The sequence below is a fragment of the Streptomyces subrutilus genome (assembly GCF_001746425.1).
Classification (GTDB): domain Bacteria; phylum Actinomycetota; class Actinomycetes; order Streptomycetales; family Streptomycetaceae; genus Streptomyces; species Streptomyces subrutilus_A.
Genome location: NZ_MEHK01000001.1, coordinates 5,622,396 through 5,639,886 on the forward strand (window position 1 = coordinate 5,622,396; position 17,491 = coordinate 5,639,886).

20 protein-coding genes are annotated in these 17,491 nt (G+C 67.3%); 13 read left to right on the forward strand and 7 right to left on the reverse strand.

Going from position 1 to position 17,491, the window contains the following annotated elements; genetic code table 11:
* The first annotated feature begins 447 nt into the window (after window positions 1-447).
* The 5 genes from BGK67_RS26145 (at window position 448) to BGK67_RS26165 (ending at window position 2,959) form a co-directional block, all read left to right on the forward strand.
* A complete protein-coding gene (locus BGK67_RS26145) occupies window positions 448-669 on the forward strand; it encodes a hypothetical protein (RefSeq protein WP_141754053.1) in 222 nt (73 codons plus the stop codon).
* Complete coding sequence (locus BGK67_RS26150; protein WP_069922363.1) at window positions 666-1,037, forward strand: hypothetical protein; 372 nt, start codon at window positions 666-668, stop codon at window positions 1,035-1,037. Before BGK67_RS26145 ends, BGK67_RS26150 begins: the two co-directional genes overlap by 4 nt.
* Before the next feature lie 172 nt (window positions 1,038-1,209).
* On the forward strand, window positions 1,210-2,142 hold the full coding sequence (locus BGK67_RS26155; protein ID WP_069922364.1) for a class I SAM-dependent methyltransferase: 933 nt from the start codon (window positions 1,210-1,212) through the stop codon (window positions 2,140-2,142).
* Window positions 2,143-2,260: 118 nt separating this feature from the next.
* Complete coding sequence (locus BGK67_RS39500; protein ID WP_069922365.1) at window positions 2,261-2,584, forward strand: hypothetical protein; 324 nt, start codon at window positions 2,261-2,263, stop codon at window positions 2,582-2,584.
* A 36-nt stretch (window positions 2,585-2,620) separates the two neighbouring features.
* Window positions 2,621-2,959: a hypothetical protein gene (locus tag BGK67_RS26165; RefSeq protein ID WP_069922366.1), complete on the forward strand. Its 339-nt coding sequence runs from the start codon at window positions 2,621-2,623 to the stop codon at window positions 2,957-2,959.
* A 59-nt stretch (window positions 2,960-3,018) separates the two neighbouring features.
* Here BGK67_RS26165 and BGK67_RS26170 read toward each other — a convergent pair whose 3' ends face one another.
* From BGK67_RS26170 to BGK67_RS26180, 3 genes are all read right to left on the reverse strand, one after another.
* Window positions 3,019-3,513 carry a fibronectin type III domain-containing protein gene (locus BGK67_RS26170; protein WP_141754054.1) on the reverse strand — a complete coding sequence of 165 codons (495 nt, stop codon included), beginning with the start codon at window positions 3,511-3,513 and terminating at the stop codon, window positions 3,019-3,021.
* Between the two features lie 156 nt (window positions 3,514-3,669).
* A complete protein-coding gene (locus tag BGK67_RS26175) occupies window positions 3,670-4,272 on the reverse strand; it encodes a hypothetical protein (protein ID WP_141754055.1) in 603 nt (200 codons plus the stop codon).
* Between the two features lie 192 nt (window positions 4,273-4,464).
* Window positions 4,465-4,890, reverse strand: a complete 426-nt coding sequence (locus BGK67_RS26180; protein ID WP_141754056.1) for a hypothetical protein — start codon at window positions 4,888-4,890, stop codon at window positions 4,465-4,467.
* Window positions 4,891-6,053: 1,163 nt separating this feature from the next.
* Between BGK67_RS26180 and BGK67_RS26185 the strand changes: the two genes are divergently transcribed.
* The 3 genes from BGK67_RS26185 (at window position 6,054) to BGK67_RS40175 (ending at window position 12,462) form a co-directional block, all read left to right on the forward strand.
* Window positions 6,054-10,610 carry a DNA cytosine methyltransferase gene (locus BGK67_RS26185; protein ID WP_069922370.1) on the forward strand — a complete coding sequence of 1,519 codons (4,557 nt, stop codon included), beginning with the start codon at window positions 6,054-6,056 and terminating at the stop codon, window positions 10,608-10,610.
* Window positions 10,611-10,880: 270 nt separating this feature from the next.
* Window positions 10,881-11,231 (forward strand): hypothetical protein, encoded by a 351-nt coding sequence (locus BGK67_RS26190; protein WP_141754058.1) that lies wholly within the window; start codon window positions 10,881-10,883, stop codon window positions 11,229-11,231.
* A 208-nt stretch (window positions 11,232-11,439) separates the two neighbouring features.
* Window positions 11,440-12,462: a tyrosine-type recombinase/integrase gene (locus BGK67_RS40175; RefSeq protein WP_079154661.1), complete on the forward strand. Its 1,023-nt coding sequence runs from the start codon at window positions 11,440-11,442 to the stop codon at window positions 12,460-12,462.
* A 692-nt stretch (window positions 12,463-13,154) separates the two neighbouring features.
* Here BGK67_RS40175 and BGK67_RS26200 read toward each other — a convergent pair.
* Window positions 13,155-13,448: a hypothetical protein gene (locus tag BGK67_RS26200; protein ID WP_069922372.1), complete on the reverse strand. Its 294-nt coding sequence runs from the start codon at window positions 13,446-13,448 to the stop codon at window positions 13,155-13,157.
* Window positions 13,449-13,545: 97 nt separating this feature from the next.
* Complete coding sequence (locus BGK67_RS26205) at window positions 13,546-13,881, reverse strand: hypothetical protein (protein ID WP_069922373.1); 336 nt, start codon at window positions 13,879-13,881, stop codon at window positions 13,546-13,548.
* Window positions 13,882-14,028: 147 nt separating this feature from the next.
* On the opposite strand from BGK67_RS26205, the gene BGK67_RS26210 reads away from it, so the two are divergent.
* Window positions 14,029-14,337, forward strand: a complete 309-nt coding sequence (locus tag BGK67_RS26210; RefSeq protein ID WP_141754059.1) for a hypothetical protein — start codon at window positions 14,029-14,031, stop codon at window positions 14,335-14,337.
* Between the two features lie 62 nt (window positions 14,338-14,399).
* Here BGK67_RS26210 and BGK67_RS26215 read toward each other — a convergent pair whose 3' ends face one another.
* Window positions 14,400-14,807 carry a hypothetical protein gene (locus BGK67_RS26215; RefSeq protein WP_069922375.1) on the reverse strand — a complete coding sequence of 136 codons (408 nt, stop codon included), beginning with the start codon at window positions 14,805-14,807 and terminating at the stop codon, window positions 14,400-14,402.
* A 171-nt stretch (window positions 14,808-14,978) separates the two neighbouring features.
* On the opposite strand from BGK67_RS26215, the gene BGK67_RS26220 reads away from it, so the two are divergent.
* From BGK67_RS26220 to BGK67_RS26230, 4 genes are all read left to right on the forward strand, one after another.
* The gene (locus BGK67_RS26220) at window positions 14,979-15,272 is read left to right on the forward strand and encodes a hypothetical protein (RefSeq protein ID WP_069922376.1); all 294 of its coding nucleotides are present in this window, start codon (window positions 14,979-14,981) and stop codon (window positions 15,270-15,272) included.
* Between the two features lie 167 nt (window positions 15,273-15,439).
* The gene (locus BGK67_RS38370; RefSeq protein WP_141754061.1) at window positions 15,440-15,718 is read left to right on the forward strand and encodes a hypothetical protein; all 279 of its coding nucleotides are present in this window, start codon (window positions 15,440-15,442) and stop codon (window positions 15,716-15,718) included.
* Between the two features lie 251 nt (window positions 15,719-15,969).
* Complete coding sequence (locus BGK67_RS38375; protein ID WP_141754063.1) at window positions 15,970-16,170, forward strand: hypothetical protein; 201 nt, start codon at window positions 15,970-15,972, stop codon at window positions 16,168-16,170.
* Complete coding sequence (locus tag BGK67_RS26230; protein WP_141754065.1) at window positions 16,163-16,738, forward strand: hypothetical protein; 576 nt, start codon at window positions 16,163-16,165, stop codon at window positions 16,736-16,738. Before BGK67_RS38375 ends, BGK67_RS26230 begins: the two co-directional genes overlap by 8 nt.
* 57 nt (window positions 16,739-16,795) lie before the next feature.
* Here the strand turns inward: BGK67_RS26230 and BGK67_RS26235 are convergent, their stop codons facing one another.
* A complete protein-coding gene (locus BGK67_RS26235) occupies window positions 16,796-17,467 on the reverse strand; it encodes a class I SAM-dependent methyltransferase (protein WP_069922379.1) in 672 nt (223 codons plus the stop codon).
* Window positions 17,468-17,491 lie beyond the last annotated feature (24 nt).

The window sequence follows — 17,491 nt, forward strand, 5'->3', positions numbered from 1 at the left end:
TCCATGCAGCGCTGCATGCCGTCGGCTCCAGTTGTGGAGATATTCTCCATAACTGCCCAGTCGCGACGCTTGAGCGATGGCCGTAGTGGCCATCGCTACCCAGTCTCGCCGCTTCAACTTCTTGAGCTGGCCCGAGTAAGTCGAGGCTGAACGGCTGAACTCCTCCTCGTAGGCCAGGCCCACGATGGACCTCTGGCCGGCCCGCTTCACCCTAACGGTCGCCACAGCAGCGGGATCACTCGTTCGTGTCGCTGTGATCTCTCGGTTAGCCCGAACGAATTTATTGCAGAAATTCCCGTTCACTCGCGGGGATTTATTGATGAATGCAAGAAGTATCGGATGGCCCAGCCGAAGCGAGAACAACAACAATGAATGACCTGCCCGGTGTGTGGGCTCTCCGGGTGACCGGCATTCCCCTTTCGGATTCCAGGTGCTCACACTGGATGCATGACCCCAAACGGCACCTATAAGTGCGAGTTGGCCCCCGACTTCCAGCGGATGTTCGCCGTCCGCTGGGTCGCCGCCAACGGCAGCAGCGTCAAGCACCGCTTCTTCGCCCGCGAGCACGCCGCCGCCGACTTCTTCGAGCGGCTCACCGACTACGGCAAGACCGCTGGTGTCTGGACCGCCTCGGTCACCTGGACCCAGATCCTCGGGGGTACGGCGTGAGCGCGACCGAGATCTCCGAGGCAGCGGTGCCAGTTGAAGATGACGGCTGTCCCCAGTGCTCCGAGGAGGAGTACTGCGATGCCTGCATGGAAAGGCGCTGGGAGCGGACCGCGCTCTCAACGGCCCCCTTGGTCAGCACGCCCGTGACCCGGCCCCGCCAGATGCTCCGCGAAGGATCGATCGACCTCAAGAACATCGACAGGTGGTTCCTCGAACTCAACGTGTATGCCAGCCGGATGTCCGAGGTCTCCGCGGTCGAGGAGAACGTCACCCTGGAGCACGCGACGGAGCTCTCTGTGACCCTTCGCAGGAATCTTCGGGAGCTGGATGCCTTCGCCACGCGCCTCGAAGGGTACGCGCGCCAGTGACCGCCTACCGCCCGTACGCGGGCCGCTCATCACGCAAGACCCCCAACGCGCCGCGCCGTGCCCCCGGCGCCGGTCCTCGCTTCCACACCCGCCCCCACCGCATCACCTGCCGCTGCCAGCGCTGCCGGATCGAGGACGTTGGCCACATGTACGAGACCCCGAGGAGCACAGCATGACCGTCACCGACCCACCCGCCCCCCACGTCACACGTTTCTACCGGGCGGACATGAGTGACTTCTTCAAGCCCGGCCACACCCACCGCATCAGCGGTGTCGGTGACACACCGGTCTGGTTCAGCGCGGCCATGGCGGTTCACGCCTCCCGGGCCGGCGCGCACGTCCTGTTCGTGGACTACGCGGCGGACTCCTTCGCGACGCGAGCCCGCCTGCGCTCCTTCAAGGAAGGGGTGACCGAGACGGCGCCCCTCGTCCTCGCTCCGCAGGACTTTCCCCGCTCCGGTGTGGAGGCGCGGAAGTTCGACTTGGTCTTCCTGGTCAACCCTGCGGTGGGGATGCGGATCCTCGAACTCGACCCCACGCACATCTACGACGTCCGCGTGTTCATGAAGGAGGTGCTGCGGTCTCTCCCGGGCGGTCTCCCGCAGTTTGGTCCCCGCGGAGAGATCGCGGTCATCTGCGTGGAGAGCACCGAAACCCAGGAAGACGGAGACGAAGCGGACTCGGACGCTTCGCAGACGATGTGCTTCGACCACGATGTGGAGTACCGGCTCGTGTGGGAGGAGCGAGAAGACCTGGAGTCCGAGGAGGAGCGGGAGATGTACACCAACCTCCTGGAACCCCCGAACCGCCTGCACCTGCGCGCCGACCGTGACCCCGACGACTACTACGGCTGGGTTCCGCTCCACTCGTACGTGGATCTTCACTGGTCAGGGGAAACGCCAGGGGGGATGCACATGTACGTCTGCCCCGACGACCCGAAGGCCACCCACTCGGAGAAGTGGCGTTTGATGAACGCGGCCCGCGAGGCGGCCGGAGCGGACATGGATAGCTACGAGGAGTACCACAAGAAGTACGTCCTCGACGCCCCGATGGTTCTGTGGTCCCCCGAAAAGCCGTTCAAGCCGTTCACCGGCGAGAGCGCATGATGAACAACCTCCGCTATCTGGAGCGCCTCGCCTTCCAGCCCTAGAACAGCGCGAGGGCCTCGGCTCGGCCGGGGCCTCCGCTAACACCCACACTGGCGCCGCACCCACACTCGACCGTATGGACCGTGATCTGAGCGCGCACTTTAGTGCAGGCGCCCGCTCCTTCTCGCCACCGCCTCCGCGCCGAGCCCAGCCCTCAGCCACGCCATCCCCGCCCCCGCGTACTGTCCGGGTCAACGACCGCGCCGAGGACGTCGTCTACGCCGGCGCGTGGGTCGAGCGGATTCCGTGCCCGGCGGAGGACGACGACGAGGGCCTGGAGGAGGAGTTCGCCGCGGATTGGGACGAGGACGACGACGGTGACGACGACGAGGACGACGGTGACGACGACGGAGCCGTCTACACACCGTGGGGCGGCTACGATCACGAACGCGGCCGGTGACTGATCCGGCCGTACCCGACTGAGGGAGAAAACCGCATGAGCGTCACAGAGCTGCCCGGAATAGTCGCCGTACTCCTGAAGGACGGCAGCATGGCCCAGCTCAGCAGGACGGCCGTCGCCGAGGCTCTGCTGGACACCCCGGAGGACCGCGAGCGCAAGTACGACGTCCTCGTGCAGATCGCGGGCAAGACCGTCCCGGTCATCACGCTGGTCCGCAAGGCCCTGGACGGACAGGACCCACTGAACACGAACACGGCCGAGATGGCCCTACGGGTCCTGGGCTTCCTGGACGTCTTTGCCCGGCGCCGGTTCGACAAGGAGACGGGCGTACCGCTGCGGTTCACCCGCGAGCAGCTCAAGGGCACCACGATCTGAGGCTCCGACTAAGAGGCCCCCGACCCGGATAACCCGGCGGGGGCTTCGTCGTGCGCCGGCTAGGCCGCCGCGGCCTGCGTCTTCACGGTGAGGATCTCCGACTGCGGGCCGGTGCCGGAGGAGCTGAAGGCGGCCACCGCGAACTTGTACTCGGTGCCGGGCTTGAGGCCGTCCACGATGGTGTTCACGAACGGCCCCAGGGTCTTCGAGGGCGTGGTGGGCAGCTCTGCGGGGGACTCGGCCAGGTAGAGGAAGTGCCCTCGGACTCCGGCCAGGTCGAGCCCTGCGGAGCCGCTGTACGTACCTGCTCCGGCCGCCTCGCCGACGCCGGAGCGCCAGTTGAGCATCACCTCTCGCGAGGTCTGCCAGCCGCCCGATACGGGATCCCCGTCCGCGTCGAGGTACCACTGGGGCGCCGGCGGTACCTGCGCCGAGCCGTACGGGGGCGTCCAGGTGGCGCGGTCGGCGTCGACTTCGGCAGGAGTTCGCGGGGGCCATTCCGTACGGCCTGAGAAATCGTCAGGGTCGGATGTGTAGTCCATCCCCATACTCATGGGGGTCTTCTTCGTGTTCGCCACGGCCTGCTCCAGGAGAGAAGGGGAAGTCCTTCCCCAATTCTCCCAGTTGGCAGAAAATGCGGCATTTCCGCTTCATGAAGGTAAGAAGCCGAGCCCACCACAACATGTAGGGGCCCGCCGCCGCGCGGTGGGTCAGGGGGTGCTGCGGACATACAGGTAGGGGTGGTCAAAGACGGGGAGGGCGCCGCCCACGCAGCCGCCGACCAGGGCCTCCCAATCCTCCAGGTACCTCGCGCGCAGGCTGCTGGGCATGTTCTTCTCGCACCACCATTCGGCGTTGGCGCGGTCGGCGGACAGCGCGTCCTGCATGTCCTTGGACCTGTCGTTCGCCTGCCCGTTCGCGGCCTCGTACAACTCCTCTTCGAGGGTGTTGGCCTTCCTCCCCTTGCCGGGGGGAAGAGTGGCGTTCTGGTTGGCGCGGCCGAAGTCGCGGCCTTCCACGTACGCCTCCCATGCCGGACCGGTGTAGGTGGGCTCCGGCTGAGGGGCGTCCTCGCGACGAACCCCGTGCACGACAGACGCGATGGCGACGCCCAGGACGGTGATGGCGAGGATGCTCACGAAGACAGCGGTGAGCGGATCCTTAGGCTTCTTCTTCGGCGGGTTCGACGGTTCGGTGCTGTCGCCGATGGTGGCGCCCTGGGTGGGGGGCCCAACGTCCTTGCCAGGTTCTTTGGCGGGCTCGGGGTTCTTGGCGGGGTCGCCGGCCATGTTCAACGGATCGTCAGAAGTCACGGCCGGGACAGTAGCTTCCGCAGGTCGAAGACGGCAGAGGCGTCCCATGGAGCGGACGCACCCGGAGCGAACCCCAAGAAGTAGGTCCCCTGCCGTCCACAGGGGTACTACGACACCGCGGCCCGAGCTGAGGATGGGGCGGGAGTAGGAAGAGATGAAGAAGCCCTCAGGCCGCTTCCGCAGTGTGCGCGCTCACGGCTCCACCGGAGCCGAGGTAGCGGAGACGACCTTGCACTGGCGCGCGGAGACCTGCCACGGCTGCCACTGCCCAAGCAGCGATACAACCTGCTCTCCCGGTTCGACTTCGTAGCGGTCACGCGTCGGCGCTTCCTGGACGTACCCGAAGTTCTGGCACTGAAGGCTGATCCAGAATGCTCGTGTCGTCTTCTCGGTGTTGTTGACGTCAACGGTGCACAGGTAGAAGTGGCTGGGCACTCCACCGATGTACTCGGGATCGTCGAAGGAACAGCTGAGGCCGGTCACCTGCTGCGTGGCGTCATGTTCCGGAACTACCCCCGGGCCGGCGACGGCCGCGGTGACGCCCACGGCCACCTTCAGCAGAACGATCGCACCCACAACGCCGACCGCGCAGATCGCGACGCGCTTTCCGGTGCTCATGGACACCTTCTGGGGGGCCTGGAAGGGGGCGTACTCCGGCTTCGGAGGTATCAAGGGGGTGTGTCCTCTCGTCGGTGCCGCGCCGGGAGTGATAGTAAGCGCGTCCGCGAGGGCGTGTGACGGGGTCTCAGATGCCGGTCAGGGGCTATCGGCAGAGAACATGCAGAAGGCGCCCGCGGTCTCCTTCGAGAAGGAGCTGAACCCCACGGGCGCCTGATGTCCGCCAGGCGACTGGAGGAGCATGCGCAGCATAGCAACGTGGATGCCGTGCGCCAATACCCACTTGGGCGGTGAGACTATTTAGCTGAGCAATTCCTCGCCGGCCACTGCCCCTGAGGCCACTTCCTCCCGCGCCGATCGTGCAATTTCGCGAGATTCCAGGCAGGGAGTGGTCTAGACCATCCATTGAATGGTGGGGGCCTATTTCATTTTGTCAACCATTTCTCTTTTGTTTCTCAAATCCTGGACCGTGATTTAACCCACGTTCCTATTTCCCTTTTCCTCTGGTACCCTCCCTGATTTTCCGCGATAATTAGGGGAACGAAATTCGCCGGACCTGAACCCCCGGCGTCCCAGTCAGGCGACTACGCGATAGGGGTTTCTCAAGAATGACCACACCCGCAGGGCACATCTATGCCCTGACACCAGCACAGCGCACGATAGTGCAGAGAGCCGCATGGGGATTGCTGCGCGTCTCGTACGAGTCGTACATGCCCGACACCACGTCGGATCTCGTACGCGCATATTCGCGTGAGGTCGACGTGCGCATTACCAAAATCAAGGGTGAGCGGCGCGGCGCGGTCCGTAAGGACTCAGTAGACAAGCTCATTCGTGAGGGACTGTTGTCCCGCCCGTTCCGCGCGTCCGTGGTCCGCGTGACTGAGGCCGGACGCTGCGCTCTAGAGGGTCGTCCCGCTCCGGCACCGGTTGCCGTGCCCGAGCCTGCCCCGGTCGCCCCCAAGGTCGAGCCGGTCGCAGAAAGGGCGCCGGAGAAGACTGCCGCTCAGTGGAACGGCCTGCCCGAACCTGTCCAGCAGCCGGAGGGTCACCAGCCGCGCCGGACGCCGTACGAGTCGACGGATATTCGTGAGGCTTTCACGTCCGAGGGCGGAGGGCTTTCGTACTCCCTTTTCCGCCTGCCGGATGACTGCACGTCGCCGGAGATGCTGGCCAAGCATGAGAAGACGCGCGCCGAAATGGCCAAGAACGTGGCCAAGCGCGACAAGGGTGCGCCGGAGTGGAAGCCGTTCGGAAAAGGTCAGATCACGCTCAAGCCGCGTAAGGCGCCCAAGACCGACAAGACCCCTGCGGACATTCTCAAGGCGTGGTCCGGAGAGGTCATCCACGACATCGCCTGCAACCACTGCGGCGAATTCGACTGCACGTGTGTGCGTGATGTCGTGTCCGCCGTTCTCGCCAACCACGGTGGGCCGGTTGTCGATGCGGACGCCGTCGACCGGGGCCGTCAGAGCCTCACTGAGCAGACCACCACCGTGCGCCACGAGTGCGCCGATCAGATCACCTTGGGGGCAGACGTGCCGGAGCCGGTTGCTGAGATCGAGTCTGCGCCGGAGTTCCCCGCCGATCTCATGCCGGGCGAGTCCGTCGAGCCGTACGAGGGTGAGCACCACCGCGCCGATGACGACGGGTGGGACTGGGTTCTCACCCTCGCATCCGGGGACCAGTACCGGATGTTCTCCCGTGGCTACGAGCGGGGACGCTGGCAGGTGGTCCGGGGGGTGCACGACTCCACGTTTTGGTGGGCCGAGCTGGACGAGGACAACAGCCTTGCGGCGGCCGTAGCGTGGTGCCGGGCTGACTCTGCATCCGCCGCATGGGCGCAGGACGTGTGGGCCCGGTACGGGCACATGAACGAGGAACGCGTGACGTGGTCGGCCGAGCTGGTGCAGACCGAGCTTGAGCCCCGGCTGTTCCGGGTCGAGCGGTACGGGCGCGTCGGGATCATGGCGAAATACGCGTGGGGCTGGGAGCACCGGCCGAACGGCTTGTCCGCCGAAGCCGGTACGAGCGGCGCCGTGGACGGGATGTTCCGCAAGCGGGCCGCGCACAAGCTGACCGTGGCCGGGCTGCGGGAGATCCCGCTGGACCGATGGGTGATCACGGGCACCGACGGGGTGCGGGAGAAGTACGGCGTGCACGGCAAGACCGCGCTGGAGTGCGGGCCGGGCTCGTGGGATGAGCCGGGGCTGTGCATCGGGGCGTGCTGGAACAAGAACGCACCGGCGCGGTTCGTGGTGGACATCCTCGCCGAGGACGGCGTGACGGTCATGGGCACGGTCGGTGTCTGCGCGCTGCACCTGGCCCGCCCGCTGGCCAAGGCGTTCAGTCACACCGCGAACCCGTGGGATGTGGCGTACGAGCGGTGCGGGAAGACGTCGGGGGCGATGGGCTCTGCCCTGGACTGGGAGGAGCGGTACTGCGACCTGATCGCCGAGATGGTGACGGCCGCTCTGGACGCTGGCGAGCACAACCCCCGCCCCGACGTCGTGGCGGCCCTGTATGCCGAGGCTGACGCGATCCGGGCGCAGCAGGAAGCGAAGGCCGCGAAGACGGCGAAGAAGATCACCAGCACGGGCGGGGAGAGCAGCACCATGGGTCGCGGCAGCATGGCACCGAAGAAGACGACGGCGGTCAAGGTCGGCGACATCCTGTTCAGCGACAAGAGCGCCTTCCCGTGCGTCGCCGAACTGCTGGGGCACCGGTACGTGGTGCGGAAGCTCGCCGGTTCCTTCTCCGCCCAGCACGAGCACTCGGACGGTGGGCGGCTGATCTTCGACGGCGAGGACAAGAAGAACATCTGCCGGACGGGCGGGGACATGTTCCCGAACCTACCCGCAGTCAAGCGCGCCATCCTCGCGGACGCGGTGGCCCGTGGGGCCGTCGAGGAGCAGCAGCCCGGACCGGTCGTCGAGGTGGGCGAGGAGCAGCCCGACGCGCTGTGCGAGGAGTGCGAGCAGTACGAGGACGAGTGCGCCTGCTACGACCCGTTCGCCGAGGAAGTCGAGCCGGAGCGGGAGAGCGAGGCGGTGAAGCGCTTCCCCGAGCTGGAGCGGTGGCTGGCCGATCCGCAGGCCGGTGACCGGCCCCGGGTGCTGAACCTGTTCTGTGGTCCGGGCGGGGCGTGCGTGGCGCTGCGTCGGGGCCTGGGCCTGGACGTCGACATGCTGTGCGTCGACCTCAACGGCGACGCGGTCAAGACGCAGCAGGCGGCGGGGTGCTGGGTCATACAGGCAGACGTGACGACGCTGGACCCCTCCGACCCCGTGTTCGCCCACGTCTCGGGGACGATCATCACCGCGCCATGCACCGACTACACCGACGCGGGCAAGCGGTGGGGGCGCCTGCCGGAGAACATCGACCTCCTCGCCGAGATGTGGGATGTCGCCCGCCACGCTGCGGGCCGGATCCCCATGGGCGACGGCCATGACCACGCCCCCGACTTCGGTGTGGAGTCCTCGTTCCGTGAGCCGAGCGGGCGCACCTGGGAGGAGGTCCGCGAGGAGGTACGCGAGGACTACCAGGGCAATGACGGCTTCCTCATGCTGGAGATAGCCGTGTGGGTGAACGGCCTCAAGGCGGCCGGGGCGCCGCTGGAGTGGGTTGCCGTCGAGCAGTCCTCAAAGCTCCCGGCCGAGATCGTCGGCGAGATCCGCGCGGACTTCCAGCTGTCGGGCTGGGCCATGGCTGATGTGAGGATCGAGGACGCGGCGCAGTACGGGGCCCCGGCTCACCGGGTGCGCACGCTGGTCGTGGCGCGCCTGGAGGGCACGGACGTCACGATGGACGCGCCGGGGCTGGTGACGGGGCTCGCGGAGGGGACGGGCCTGCCCGAGGGCACGGTGTTCATCACGCGCGGCAACCGCAAGACGTCGGGCGGGAACCTGGTCACCGTCACCAACGAGCCGGGGCCGTCACCGACCAGCCGTGCGCGATCCTGGGACATGGACGTGAAGGGCGGCCGGATGGCCGTGGAGCACATGGCGAAGTGGGTGACGATGCCCGCCGATCACCCGGTGCAGGGCTCGCGCACAAGCCTCTTCCAGCAGCTCGCCGACGTGGTCATGCCGGTTATGGGGATCGCGCTGCTGGGGGTGGCGCTGGGGGTGGAATGGCGCCCCGCCCTGGGTCGCTACCTCGCCGAGCAGTATCCGCAAGTGCACAGCGCTGCCGACACGGAAGAAATTCCGGTCGAGGAGTCGCCGGCTGGGGGTGCCCAGGATCCTGAGCCTGCCGACACGGGGGAGTCCGCCCCCGAGTGGTCGTACGAGACCGAGCGGGCTCCGCGTGAGGGGTGCGGCTCCTTCCCCGAGCCCTGCAATCACGCGTGGCCGTGTGGGCGGGACGCCGTGGCATGGAACAAGGCACAGGCCCGGGAGCGGATGGAGCGGGCGGCGGCCACCCCTGGCGCCCAGCTCACCGAGGGCGAGAGCGTCACGTACGCGGGTGCCAGCGATGACGGGTACGGGCACAACTTCGAGCGGATGGCGTACGACTGGGTGATCGCCGAGGGCCGGTTCCGTACGACGAGCAACGACCTGGGCGACAAGCACCGCCACCACGGGGAGAGCCCCAAGGGCAACAACGGATGGACCATCTCGGTGCGCTGCCTGCACGAGACCTGCATGGGCAAGGTCTTCAAGTCGGTGATCTGCGACTCCGAGGCAGTCCTGGCCATGCGCGCCCACGGACGCAAGAAGCACCCGGTGCCCGTAGCCCCGAAGGCAGGTGAGCCGGGGTTCATGGCGGCCCTGCTGGAGAAGCACGTCGGGGCCGACTGGACCCCGCTCGCGGCCACCGCCGAGCCCGCGTTCAGCGACGACCAGGAGGAGCCGCAAGCGGCCGTACAGGGACCGCTCACCCGTGAGCAGCGGCGGGCGGCGTGGCGGCTCGCTGCGGTCGAGCCCGCGCCCGTGCAGGAGAAGCCGGTGGCGGTGCTGCCGTCAGCCGGGAGGGGCTTCTGGGAGATCGGGGAGAAGGTTCTTCACGAGGGCCGCGCCGGGCGCGTGGTCAGCGCGAAGATCGGCAAGACCATCGTGCTCATGGACGGGGCGGAGCCGGGACACCTGGAACACGTGGAGCCGCGCGCGCTGGTGGCGGAGAACTTCGTGATGTGCGGGACGCTCGTGCAGCTCTCGGTACCCCGCCGGGCGGTCGCCCTGGAGGAGCCGAAGGCGCCCGTGTGCGAGGCCCTGGAGACCTACGTGGTGCCGGAGGTGCCCGCGCTCGTGATCTGCGGTGAGCTGTTCGCCCTGGCGGTGCCGAAGCGGGTTGTCGACCCGCGCATCGCGTGGGCCGCGTACGAGCGTCCGGCGCCCGTGGACCCGCGCTTGGAGTGGGCGCGGTACGAGCAGCCGGAGCCGGAGCAGGTGGACGTCCTCGCCGAACTGCGCGCCGAGCTGGAGGAGCTGCGCCGGGACGTCGAAACCTGGGGCGCCGAGGTCGCGGCCCTGGCGGTCGCGGAGGCTGAGCGGGTCGTGGCGGAAGTCGCGCGGGACATGCGGGCGGCGGAGTTGCTGGTGCTGCGCGAGGAAGCGAAGGAGCTGAGGGAGAGCCTCGGATGGGGGCCGATGGCGGTGGTGCCCGTCGAAGTGGCTACGCGGGTGCGGCCCTGGCGCTCGTTGTTCGCGACAGCCGCGAGTCTGGCGGGGCTGGTGTCCGCCGGGTTCTCGGAAGGCTGGGAGGCGGGCATGAGGGGCTGACCGGCAGGGGCCGGGCTCAGGCTCGGCCCCCACTCGTAGAGGGAGCGGCAGGACGGCAGCCGATGGCCGACCTTGCGACGGAAGGAATCCGATTCGGCGGAAGGCAGCACCGCCGGACGTCAACCGCTCCTCCAACACCTCATCACGGCCCCGCGGTTTTCCGGTAGGCGGCCGGCGAGCAGGGACGGCGCCCCAAAAGACACTGCCACCATGGCCCGCCGGCGTCGGGGGATTATTTCGGATCAAAATCTCTGGGGTAATCATCAACGTATGGACACACTCCTTACCGATAATTCGGTACCCAAGCCCAAGCGAGCGGCGCCGTTCAGTCGGCCGCTGACTCGGAAGCAGATGAACCACCAGCGTGTGGTCGAGTGGCGCAGGCCCGAGGGCGGTTCCACGGTGGGGATGCTGGCGTACCGCCCCGCGCACGACGATGAACATGCCAAGTGGCTTGTGGTGCCCATGCCATTCGGGGGTGTGACCCTTGTGCGGGTGCCCTGGGAGGCGGTGGCGGCCGGCGAGTTCTGGGGTACGCCCTCGCAGATTCTTTCCGTCGAGCAGCACAGGACGCTCGGGCGATGGCTCCGGCAGCAGTACGCAGAGGAACGAACCGCCTGAATCCGGCTTCACGAACAACAACAATCAAACCGGGCACGATCGAGGCTCAGGGGAGTCCAAGATCCGGACTCGACTGCGCCGGTGCCATGACTCCGAATACATTGACGTATCCGTGGTGGTGGAACGCGGAATCGGAAGAAAGGAACATGTGTTGACAGGGGTGGACACAGCGGGCGGCCTGACGGTACCCGCGCCGCGATCCGGCGAGATGTTGAGGCCGGAAGACTTCAATGCCGAAACCCGTGCACTGCTCGAAGCTGTCGGTCTCGCCGCGAAGAAGACCGTGGCCGACAGCCGGCCGGAGAACACGCGAGACGGGTACGCGCAGGACTGGGAAACCTGGGAGAAGTTCACCGCGGAGAAGGGCCTGCCCGTCCTGGCCGTCGAGGAGGGGACCCTGGTCGCCTTCGTTCACTGGCTCTGGCAGCAGCCCGGCAAGAAGGCCGGGACCAACACCGCGCCCAGCACCGTCGAGCGCCGCCTGTCCGGCGTCATCTCCACCGCCCGCAAGGAGCACGGCCTCACCTTGGACCGGAAGGTCGCCTCCCTCGCCCGCGAGTACATCAAAGCCCTGGTCAAGCAGATGGAGAAGGACGGCGAGGTGCGCGGAACCGGCCCCGCCCCGGCCCTGCTGCCGATCCACATGAAGCAGATCTCCAAGGCCCTGCCGGACAACCTGCGGGGCGTACGGGACCGCTCCCTGATGACCATGCATTTCGCCATCGCCGGCCGCGAGCATGAACTGGCCTACCTCAGAAACCGCGACATCACCGAAGACCCCGAGGGCCGCGGTCTCCTCGTCGACATCCGCGTGTCGAAGGTGAAGCCGCGCAAGGTCAAGGTGCTGCCCCTCCAGGACACCCGGATTTGTCCTGTGACCTCCTGGAGGAAGTACAAGGCGGACGTGGAGGAGCTGACCGGGGAGGAGCTGGACCCCGACGATTTCGCATTCCGCCGGATCCACGCCAAGGGGAAGTCGCTGATGGTCGGCGGCATCACTCCCGAAGCCGTCGGTGACGTCATCACCCGCTGTGGAGAGATCGCTGGCCTGGATATCCGCCCCACCGGTCACAGCCCCCGCCGCGGCCTCGCCACCGCAGCAAAAAAGGCGGGGAACGATCGCTCTGTCATTGCTGCACAAGGCGGCTGGGCACCGAACAGCACCGCCATGGAGGGCTACTTTGACGAAGAGGACGGCTGGGAGGAGAACGCACTCCGTGGCGTCGGCTGAGTCAGGGTAAATGCAGAGCCCCCGCTGATTTCCCGGCGGGGGCTTCGTGCTGTGCTGGTGATTTTCAACATTCAGGGGAAGGGTGAAGGTCAACCTGAATTAATGTGAGAAAGGACACTGCTCGCGCCGTCGGCGGGACGGGCGCCGGCCCCTTCCTGGCATGAGCGGGGTGTGTGCTCTAGCGGGGTGTATTGCATGAGCTGGGTGTACGGCAGGGACCGGGAGCGGGAGCGGCAGCGTGGCCAGCGCGACCGTGGTGTCCGTAGATGTAGTGCAGTCTCTTGTCTGTGTAGACGGAGACCGGTCACATTGCTCCCCGCCTTTTTTCGAATTTTGCAGCTTCTCCCGCTCATGCAAGAAGTTCTTGTTCTTGCTCTGCGCGGGGCTCCAGCTGTGCGGGTGCGGGGATCGGTTCAACCGAGGTTCGGCTCAGCAGGGCTGTGTACGTAGCTGTAGGGGTCTCTCTCTGTGTAGCCACGGACAGGGGGCCCATTGCCGCCCCGAAAGTTTAGCCCTGGCCGCTGCATTGTTGTTCTTGTGCGGCTCCAGCTGTGCAGCATCTGTTCACGCTTGACCAGTTGGAGCCGCTGAACGAGCAGGGTGTCTGTGTACCGAGACGTAGTGCTGTCTCTGTGGAGACCTTCTTGAAGCCTTCGACCCCCCGGAAAAATTAGCCCTGACGGGGGACCCTCCTAGGGCGCCTCGGTGAGCCGCGCGAGTTCGTCGGCGAGGTCGGGCGCGTAGATGCGCAGATCGCGGATCGCCGCAGGGCGGTGGTTCTCCTCGGCCCGCAGGCAGTCGGCGAGCTTCGTCATGGCCGTGTCCCTGGCCCCGGTCAGGAGGCTGCACGCCTCGGCGGCGGAGCCGTCGAGGTCGTAGATGTCCTCAAGGCGCTGGAGACCTTCGACGAGGTCGACGATGTGATCGAGGCGCGCTTCGATCACGGGGGACAGGACGGCCGGCTCGAAGGTGTCGGTGGCGGTCATGTTGTCCTCCTTCTGAGGTGGTTGTCGACGCGTACGGTAAGGCCCCGCGCGCAGCTCCAGCAGCCGCATGGACGCAGTGCGGCGAGGATGATTTCGCTCAGGGCAGCGTCACCGCTGGCTGTGCCCGAAGTCGTTCGATGGCGGCGGAGCTTCGGCCCTGCCGGATCATGCTCTGTTGCGCGGGGGTGGCGGCCTTGACGGTCTTCTCGGCCTTCTCGAACGGCGTCGAGCGGATGGTGATGTCGACCCCGCGGTCTCGAAGCGGCGAGCCGGGCAAGCAGTGCGGGGCGCGGTCGGTGGTGTTGCCGATCTCGGCGAGGCCGCCGGGGGCGCCGTGGCGGTGCCAGATGCAGCAGTGAGGACAGAAGAACCGGACGCTGTAGCCGTCGCCCATGGGGTTCTTGTGGAGGTAGCCGTTCACCTTCTTGGTCATGCCCCTTTTCTACTGTCTGGGGCTGACGCGGCGACAGTCACCAAGAGAGTGAAGGGAACAGGGTTCTTGAACCTAGCCGTGCGCCTGTGCGTTCTGCGTATTTTCCGTCGTTAACGACTTTCCCCCTGCGTGGTGCACGCTTCTTGCATGAACAACGATCCTGTCATCTGGACATCGTCAATCAGCCCGCACTATCCGGCACTCCTGCGGTATCCGGAAGATGCTGACCCGAACCTGCTGGTGTCCCAGTTCAAGCCGGGCACGTTCACTTTCAGTGAGCGGTACGGCTGCCCCACCTTCGACTCGGGACAGGTCACTGCTGTGGTCACGGCCCTTTTCGAGGCGGGCTTTTCGTACGTGCAGCTCCGGCACGGTAAGTCCGAGAGGGAGCTGGAATACGAGAACCGCGTGAAGCGGCCAGCCCATATCAGGCCCCGCGAAATAAGCGTCCACTGAGACGGCCGGCTGATGCCCCGGCTGGGGGCCCTGTCGTGACGGGCGTCAGGGCCCCGCGCACCTCAGTGCCCGCACTGCTCCTCGGCTGCTGCGCGGAACTCGGCAGGGGTCATGGCGACTCCGAGCTTGGGGCGTCCCGACCTGTAGTAGAGCGAGTTGTCACCGGTCTGCGTGCGCTCGTAGTGGCCGTACTCGGATTCGTCGTCCATGACCATGCGCCGAGTCCAGGACGACCGGCCCTCGTTGTGGACGCTCGTGGAGTAGGAACCCGAGGGCCTCCACGCATCAGGCCCGTCCGGACGGGACATCTCCGGGTTGAGCTGGTAGTCGCTTCGCCAGGTACCGGGGCGGTAGCCGTCAGCTTCGGTGAGCGTCCTTTCTCGGAAGTGGACGGGACTCACCTGCGGCGGGGAGTCCTTGACGGTCTCCTTCTGGGCAGCGGTAACGGAGTCACTGACTCTCCAACGCATAGCAATCTCCTTACAGGCGGGGCTGATCTCATTATCTGCCCCCGCGCAAATTCCACGTACTGAGCCGCCAATAGCGCTCAGCGAGAGAAAGCGAGAACGGCGATGAATGATTTCTGGACGCGGAAGGTACGTGCGGCACAGGAGAGTGAACGGCAGGCGCAGGAAGAGGCGATGGCCGCCGAGCTGACGTACAGGAACCCGAATCTCGGGGCGCACGCCCAAGCCTGGATCGACGGCCGGACCGCGAAGGACGAGCGGAACCGTGCGGCGGCCGGGGCCATGAGTCTCAGCTACGGCGACCTCGACGCAGTGCGGGAGGCGACGCACCTGCGGGCGGTACAGCAGTACCACGCTTCGGCCCACCGGCAGGAGCGCGGCCGACTGTCGGAGCTGGAACCCAACCCGACGGACATGAGTCAGTACGCGCTCAACCGTCCCCGCGGGTCCTACTCGGACGTGTGGTGATGGGGGCGGTACCCCCGGCCGAGTTCGCCCCGCTGTACGCGAGCATGCGGAGGGAGTATCCGCCGCCGCCCGCTGTCGAGGTGGCGAGGGCGCCCGTTGGGACGCGGGTGTACCCCGAGCCGCCTGCGGGGTGCTACTGGGCCTCCTCTCGGTTGTTCTGGACCCCCGTGGCCGGCGATGCGCTGTTCTTCGTTCACGGGCTCGATGTGGCCAACAACGGTCACAAGGAGATCGCCTCCGCGCTCGTGGACTTGCGCAAGGTGGGCCAGGAGCTGGACGGCGTGGCCCTCCCCTCGTCCACGCTGTCGCGGGACCTCTCGGGCTGGACAGGGCGTTGGGTGGCGGTACGCGTTCGCCGCGATGGACGACGTCAGCCGTGGCGCGCGGTGCCCATTACCCACGGGATGTGGTCCGAGCACGCGGACGCGTTGAACGCGGCTGCCTGACGACACAAGGGCCCCACGGAGGGGGAAGCATCGACAGGGTCTGTGATCCCTTGTCCTGCCTGGCTGTGGGGCCCTGGCGGAGTTACTCGTATCCCGAGCCGGCGAGCGCGGTTTCCGCACACCACCGAGATCCTTCCAGGTCCCACGGAGGGGATTCCGGCTTTCCGGGTCCCGGGGGGACCGTCAGATTGGAGCTGAACATGACCCTTCCCGAGTTCCTCCGGCGCCGGAGGCCAGACCCTGAGCCCGTCGTGGACTTGACCACTCCCGAGGCCCGAGCCGAGTACGCGGCTCTGCTGGCCGCCACCAAGCCCGAGCCGCCCCGCCACGTCGTGGACTTCCACGGGCTGCCCCCGGCGTCTCCTCCCCGGTTCCGTCCGCGCAGGCCCTGGGGGCCGGGCCTGGTCCCCGTCGTACGAGCCTCGGACGGAGCGGTGTGGGGCGATGAGTAGCAGCGATAGAAGGCGGCGCCGGAACGCGCTCAGGCACGTCCCGGTGGTCGGCCGCGGGGCGGCGCGAGAGTACTGGGAGGAGATCGTCAACGAACCCGCGCCGGAGCAGACGCCCACGGCGCCATGGAGCCCCGGGGTCCCCCCGCCGGACTGGATGATCAAGCCGGTGCCCGTACTCGACGCACGCACCCAGCAGCCGGCGTACTGGGCGGACGACGCGCCCTATCAGAGCTGGGCGGCCCGGGTCGGAGAGGCCAAGTACAAGCTGCTCCTGCTCGATGGCCTCAACCCCGACAAGGAAGAGGCCGCCGGGGGTCCTGCGCCCTGGGCCCCGATCCGCACCAGCGGGAAGACGCCGCTGGCTTTCCTGAACCACCGCGCCGAGCAGTTGACGGTGCGGGAGAGAGAGGAGTTCGGGGCGACGGGGCCGTGGACGAGTCGCACCTGGGCGCGAGAGGCTGCCAAGCGCAGGAAGATCTCCCCGGACCAGGCCCCGGCCGGTCCGAAGGAGGAGGAGGAGCTGCCGCAGGCTGAATGCTCGATCGCTCCGTGGTGGTTGGAGGAGTAGCCGAGCGCCCCGCCTTCCGATGCTGCTGGAGGGCGGGGCGCTGGTGCGTGCGGGTGGTCAGGAGTCGTTGGTGGCGGTGACCAGCAGGGTGCCGAGGGCGCCGTCCGGGGAGGGGATGACCTCGGCGGAGACGTCGGTGAAGCCATGGCGCTTGAGCAGGTCGGTCCACTGCTCTGGGGTGTGCTGCCAGCGCAGCACGGTCAGCTCCGTCTCCCGGCCCTCCAGCCACTTCCCGCCCATCTGCTGGGCGCCGTACTGGCCCACGATGGGCTCGCGGTGGGAGAAGGCGAAGATGCCGCCGGGGGCGAGGCGCCGGGCGATGCGGGGGAACAGCATGTCCGGGTTGGTGAACCAGACGGCGCCCCAGGTGGAGTAGATCGCGTCCCAGAGCCGCACGTCCTCGTCGAGGAAGTTGAGCGCGTCCGCGCAGACGAAGTCCAGGTTCGGGGTGTCGGCCCAGAAGCCTCGGGCCCGCTCGGTCTGGACGGGTGAGAAGTCAACGGCGACGACCTCGACACCGCTGCGGGCGAGGAAGGCCGCGTTCTCACCCTCCGCCGGTCCCAGGTCCAGGGCGGTCTTCGGGGTGCCGAGGATCTCCGCGCCGGGGCCGGTGCCGGGCAGGCCGGTCCAGTCGAATCGTTCGGCGGCCGGCGGCTGCTGGGGCTCGTCGCCGCGGTGGGGCTTGTACTTGTCCCAGTACTCGGCGGGGGTGTTGGGGGCGCTGGACATGAGGCTCCTCGGGAGGTTCTCGGT